A 4,808-nucleotide genomic window follows, 5' to 3' on the forward strand; every position below is an offset into this window, starting at 1 on the left:
ATGCCAACTTGCGGAGAGCTTTTAGCTTATTGCCAAACCATAGAAAATACCCTTCTTTCCAAAGCCGGAAGTGTACGGAGAGCGATTGAAAACACGCGTGAAAAGGCACTGAAAGAAACAACAGCGAAAGAGCATTTTAGACCACTAACGCTTGTTCACAAGCAAGAGATTGAAAAAGTTTTCAAAAGCATTGGCGGAAGAATGAAAAACATTTGAGACAGTAAAATAGTGAAAGATAATGATCATTTTTGGATTGGATATGCGTTTTAAGAGTGACTAAAAAGTTTTTTAAGGTATAATAGCTTCCTAGAATTGTATGCAGTACCAAATTTATAAACTAAGTGAATCCTTTAATACAAATTAAGAATTTTAGGATGTGAAAATTTCAAAATATTTGTTTAAAACACATAAATAGCTATTATTAATGTAAAGAAATATTGCAGCAGTCATTAAGTTCTTTCGTGTATTTTTGAAATAATAGAGTGTTTCTTTAATCTTTATGAAAGGTTAAAAGATTTTAGTGCTTAAAGCTATCATCAACTGTAGATAAATCATAGATGAGGTTAACTAAAAGCAACTGGACGCAATAGAAGACGTTGCTATTAAAAGGAAAGCAAACGCGAAAAAACTAAAGGTAGTTTGTGCCTTCTATCAGAAAATAATTTAAAAAATTGAAATCATAATTTTTTCACAGGAAATGAGTATGTTTACAGATAAACAGCTAAGAGCCTTGTTTGGCATTATAGTTTTTATATTTTTATGTTTTTCAGGAATTAAAAAAAATACTGACTTTATTCAGGGTATTTTGACATTTGCATCTTTAGATGCTTTAATAGGGATTCTATGCTGAAAACTCTCAGTATTAAATATTACATCGAACTTATCATATGTATTTCCCACAAAATTTAATTTGTGCAATATGGGATTTTCTTTATCTTTTTTTAAAAAATTCCACAAATATTCCCTTAAATTATTTTCTTCTTTAAATTTGATATCTAAGCTGAGTTCTATTTCAGTAACATCATCAGTGGGAAATGCATCAAGAGAATCTTTAGCCAACTCCACTAAGTTTTTTGCTGATTGCCTTCCAAAAAGTTCTAATTGTTTTTGTTCTTTATATTTTAGTTTTATTTCTTTAATTGAATGCAATTTTTTTTCGAAATCTTTCTTATCAATAAGCTCAGGTAAAATATTAATTTCTTCCTTGAAATTTTCTTTGTAGTGTGACTGCAAGCATTGGTTTAGCTTTTTACTTGAAGAAAAAAGAATGAATTTTTTAGGAATCAAAACTCCAAAATATTGTTCATTTTGTTCAATTTGTTTTTTAGAACGTGGGTTAGGAACACTTTGAAAGCCATTTTCGGAATCAATCACTTCAGGATTATAAGAACTTTCTTCTCCTGTTAAAACATAAACCCAATAGTAGGTACTTGATTCCCCAGAAAGTTTTTCAATTATTAAGGTAGCACATTGATTCTTCACGGTAAGAGTGTACGTTCCTTCCTGCAAAAATTTATCGATACAATTTGTATTAACTAATTTTGAGCCTGTATCTATTTCATATTTATAAGAAAGGAAGTTAATGGTATTCATAAAGCTAACACAATTACAACGTTTATAGTCTTATGGGTGATAGATACTATCTAAGTTATCTCGGTTATTATGAAGTAGGTGGTTTGTATCTCAAATATCTCGTATCTTTTAGAATCATTCAAGTGAAAGATGAAGGCTATAGAATCTTAATTGTAGAAGCAATATGAGTTTTAGAAGATCTATTATAAAAGCTGTTTAAGTTTAAAGGAAGTATGATCATCTTCCCTGCTTTTAAGTAAAGAAGAAATCAGGCTGCATCTTTGATTTTAATAATGACTTTCTTTCCAAGAACAGTCAGTGTTTGCTCTAGTGTCTGAAGTTTAGTTGGATAGTTTAGATCAAGAATGCGTCTTGCTTCTGTTTCTTTTTTATCCAAACGATTAGCCAATTCTGTTTTTGTGATATTCGCTTCATTAAAGGCTTCTACCACTGCTAGTTTAAGAGCATTCCACGCATCTACCGTAACCTCTACAAGACCTTTATATTGCTGTGGTACTGGTAAAGGTAAACCGCGCATAGGATAGCTCCGTAATGCCAACCCCAAAGCTTCAACAGCATTCTCTAATGCCTCAGTTCTATTTTCTCCAGCTGTTATTGCTTCAGGTATATCTGGAAAAGTTACAACAAAACCACCATCTGGATCAGATTCCAGTTTTGCTTGATAAGTATATTCCATATTTAGGTCTCCTCGCCATGATCAAAATGTTTTTGAAACGAAAAATTAAAAGCATCTGAATTACAAATTTCATATCCCCAATTGTTTTTTTATTATCTTCACGTAAAGTGGCGTTAATTCACCAGATTTTATAACGGTTGTCTTGTCTCCAAAAGTTACCAAATCAATGTGAACCTTTGCCTGCATTAGGAGCTTCACTGTAATGAATACCTCTTTTTCTGGCTTCTTTACGTAATTCTCTAAGCATTGCTTCTCGTTTCATTTAGCCTCCCCTTAATTTTATACAATAAATATCGCATAAAAAGGTTCGATAGTCAACAATAAATCGAACAAAAAAGTTTGATGCAGACTCTTAATGAAAGAATACTTAATTAAAAAGTTAAAAGCAGAAATAAGAAAGCCGTACCATTTGTATGACATGTTTTTTTGATGAATGATTTATCAAATAAAATTATAATGTAATGCCTTAAAAACTGTTATTAATTTACTGAATTATTTGAATAAATATGCAAATAATGCTAAGATTTTTCATGTATAAATTGCAAATCAAATGGAACTTACAAGCATGCTAAATAAAGTGACATTAATCGGGCGTCTTGGTGCTAATCCCGAAAGCAAAACCATGAATTCTGGAGCAGAAATAGTCAATTTTCGTATGGCGACTTCTGAAAGCTATACTGATAAAAAGACCAATCAAAAAGTAGAAAAGACAGAATGGCATTCCGTGATAGTTTTCAATCCACATTTAGCAAAAACTGCTCTTCAATATTTGAATAAAGGTTCAAAGGTTTATGTAGAAGGAAAATTACAGACACGGAAATGGAAAGATAAAAACGGTTATGATCGTTACTCAACAGAGATTGTCTTGCCACACTTCAAAGGCGAATTGTATTTACTTGATGCAAAGAAAGAGCAATCTTCTTCACCTGTCACTTCCCAAAGTTATGCTATCGCTTCAGGTGCTTCTGATTATGGTATATCTCTTCATGATAGCATGCCATTTTGATTGAAGAAATGTGATAAAAAGAAAAAAACATGCAAAACGTGGACGCCCACGAATTCAGGGATGTGTAAGAGAACCGAATGGACGCATCTCAAGAGTCAAAACACCGCGTGAATCTGTTGATCAATTAGCAATAGAAATACGTGCTAAACGCTTCTGTTTAACCATACAAGACGCCAAAAATCCGCTTGCTGGTACCTATATCGGGCGGCTTTATTTGCAAAGCGAACTCAATCAAGATCAATATGATGCAGCACAAAAGTATCTCCAAATCAGAAACAATTACCTCTGTGCAAAAGCTTTACCCAGTGCTGTTTATGATGATTTTACCCCCTCATCAGATAAAGCAGCACAAAAACGGTGGATTGAAAAAGCAACTGATTGTTACGAGAAAATGAAAGAGGTTATCAAAGAAGCACAATATCTATATCGCCAACATAATTTTTATGCCACCTTACAATATCTTGTTATAGAAGACCAATCACTACCATATCTTGTTAATTCTCTGCGTATTGTGCTTAACGCGCTTCATAAACATTTCAGTCGTTAAAAAAAGAATTGACATCAAATGAGAAATCATTAAAATGTGTATATATTTACACATTATGAGTTTAGGTAATGGAACAAGATAGCCGAAAAATCATTGCAAAATTAAAGCGTGATGGTTTTGAACTTGTCAAAGTAAAAGGTTCTCATCATAAATTAAAAAAAGACGGTAAGGTTGTTATTGTTCCACATCCTAAAAAAAATCTTCCGATTGGTACAGCACGTTCTATCGCACAACAAGCAGGTTGGTTAAAAAAAGGAGAAGAAGAATGAAAAGATTTTTTGCTCTTGTTCATAAAGATGAAGATTCTGCTTTTGGTGTTCAGTTTCCTGATTTTGAGGGGCTTTTTTCTGCTGCTGATCAAGAAGAAAATTTAATCGCAAATGCAACACAAGCACTCCAACTCTATTGTGAAGATATAGATACAGTGCCTATTCCTTCAAAATTTGAAGAAGTCATACAACGGCAATCTGTCAAAACAGCTTTGGCCGAAGGAGCTTTTTTAATACAAGTCCCCTTTATTGAAAATGATGCTGAAGTGGTGCGCACAAATATATCTATTGAACGAGGACTTTTACGTGCCATTGATGATTGTGCACAAGAAAGAGGCTTAACAAGATCTGCTTTTCTGGCAACAGCAGCGCGTCACGAGCTTAATATTTAGATTTTCTTACTTTTTGGATGCGTCAATGCATGCCATTTTATTTCTAAAAACACTAGATTTTGATCAAAAAAATAAAAAAACACAAGATCATGATTTTTCTATTGACATGATGTAAAAAACCGTATTTAATGATAATACGACATTGGTTGTATTGTATCTAAAATTCAAAAATATCCCCCAAAATTCAGTGAAATGTGAACTTGAAACGTGGCTAAAAAGCCCTGTTTTCTCGCAAATTTTGGCTAATCCATTTTTCAAATAACAAAAATCAATATTTGACTTATTATGTCATTAAATAATTCCCCAAAAGGAGCTATGATGAAAG

General features: G+C 32.5%; 6 protein-coding genes and 2 pseudogenes. 5 read left to right on the top strand and 3 right to left on the bottom strand.

Annotated features, from left to right (window positions below; translation table 11 throughout):
• A pseudogene (locus tag J7R10_RS07605) lies at positions 1-216 on the top strand (hypothetical protein); the annotation flags it as partial.
• A gap of 579 nt (positions 217-795) precedes the next feature.
• Here the strand turns inward: J7R10_RS07605 and J7R10_RS07610 are convergent.
• The 3 genes and pseudogenes from J7R10_RS07610 to J7R10_RS07620 all read right to left on the bottom strand — a co-directional run bounded on the left by J7R10_RS07610 (position 796) and on the right by J7R10_RS07620 (position 2,531).
• A complete protein-coding gene (locus J7R10_RS07610; protein WP_010704797.1) occupies positions 796-1,593 on the bottom strand; it encodes a hypothetical protein in 798 nt (265 codons plus the stop codon).
• A 247-nt stretch (positions 1,594-1,840) separates the two neighbouring features.
• Entirely contained in the window at positions 1,841-2,269 is a 429-nt protein-coding gene (locus J7R10_RS07615; RefSeq protein ID WP_010704796.1) for a type II toxin-antitoxin system HicB family antitoxin, read from the bottom strand.
• A gap of 69 nt (positions 2,270-2,338) precedes the next feature.
• Positions 2,339-2,531, bottom strand: a pseudogene (locus J7R10_RS07620) (hypothetical protein).
• 303 nt (positions 2,532-2,834) lie between these two features.
• Between J7R10_RS07620 and ssb the strand changes: the two are divergent.
• The 4 genes from ssb to J7R10_RS07640 all read left to right on the top strand — a co-directional run bounded on the left by ssb (position 2,835) and on the right by J7R10_RS07640 (position 4,483).
• Complete coding sequence (ssb, locus tag J7R10_RS07625; protein ID WP_010704795.1) at positions 2,835-3,275, top strand: single-stranded DNA-binding protein; 441 nt, start codon at positions 2,835-2,837, stop codon at positions 3,273-3,275.
• Positions 3,276-3,285: 10 nt separating this feature from the next.
• Positions 3,286-3,822 (top strand): hypothetical protein, encoded by a 537-nt coding sequence (locus J7R10_RS07630; protein WP_010704794.1) that lies wholly within the window; start codon positions 3,286-3,288, stop codon positions 3,820-3,822.
• A 68-nt stretch (positions 3,823-3,890) separates the two neighbouring features.
• Positions 3,891-4,091: a type II toxin-antitoxin system HicA family toxin gene (locus tag J7R10_RS07635; protein ID WP_004861476.1), complete on the top strand. Its 201-nt coding sequence runs from the start codon at positions 3,891-3,893 to the stop codon at positions 4,089-4,091.
• Entirely contained in the window at positions 4,088-4,483 is a 396-nt protein-coding gene (locus J7R10_RS07640; RefSeq protein WP_010704793.1) for a type II toxin-antitoxin system HicB family antitoxin, read from the top strand. Before J7R10_RS07635 ends, J7R10_RS07640 begins: the two co-directional genes overlap by 4 nt.
• Positions 4,484-4,808 lie beyond the last annotated feature (325 nt).

The sequence above is a fragment of the Bartonella vinsonii subsp. berkhoffii ATCC 51672 genome (assembly GCF_902825225.1).
GTDB lineage: Bacteria > Pseudomonadota > Alphaproteobacteria > Rhizobiales > Rhizobiaceae > Bartonella > Bartonella berkhoffii.

Coding starts and splice junctions, on each gene's coding strand:
- J7R10_RS07610 (WP_010704797.1), bottom strand. CDS start 1,593: ATGAATACCATTAACTTCCTTTCTTATAAATATGAAATAGATACAGGC.
- J7R10_RS07615 (WP_010704796.1), bottom strand. CDS start 2,269: ATGGAATATACTTATCAAGCAAAACTGGAATCTGATCCAGATGGTGGT.
- ssb (WP_010704795.1), top strand. CDS start 2,835: ATGCTAAATAAAGTGACATTAATCGGGCGTCTTGGTGCTAATCCCGAA.
- J7R10_RS07635 (WP_004861476.1), top strand. CDS start 3,891: ATGGAACAAGATAGCCGAAAAATCATTGCAAAATTAAAGCGTGATGGT.
- J7R10_RS07640 (WP_010704793.1), top strand. CDS start 4,088: ATGAAAAGATTTTTTGCTCTTGTTCATAAAGATGAAGATTCTGCTTTT.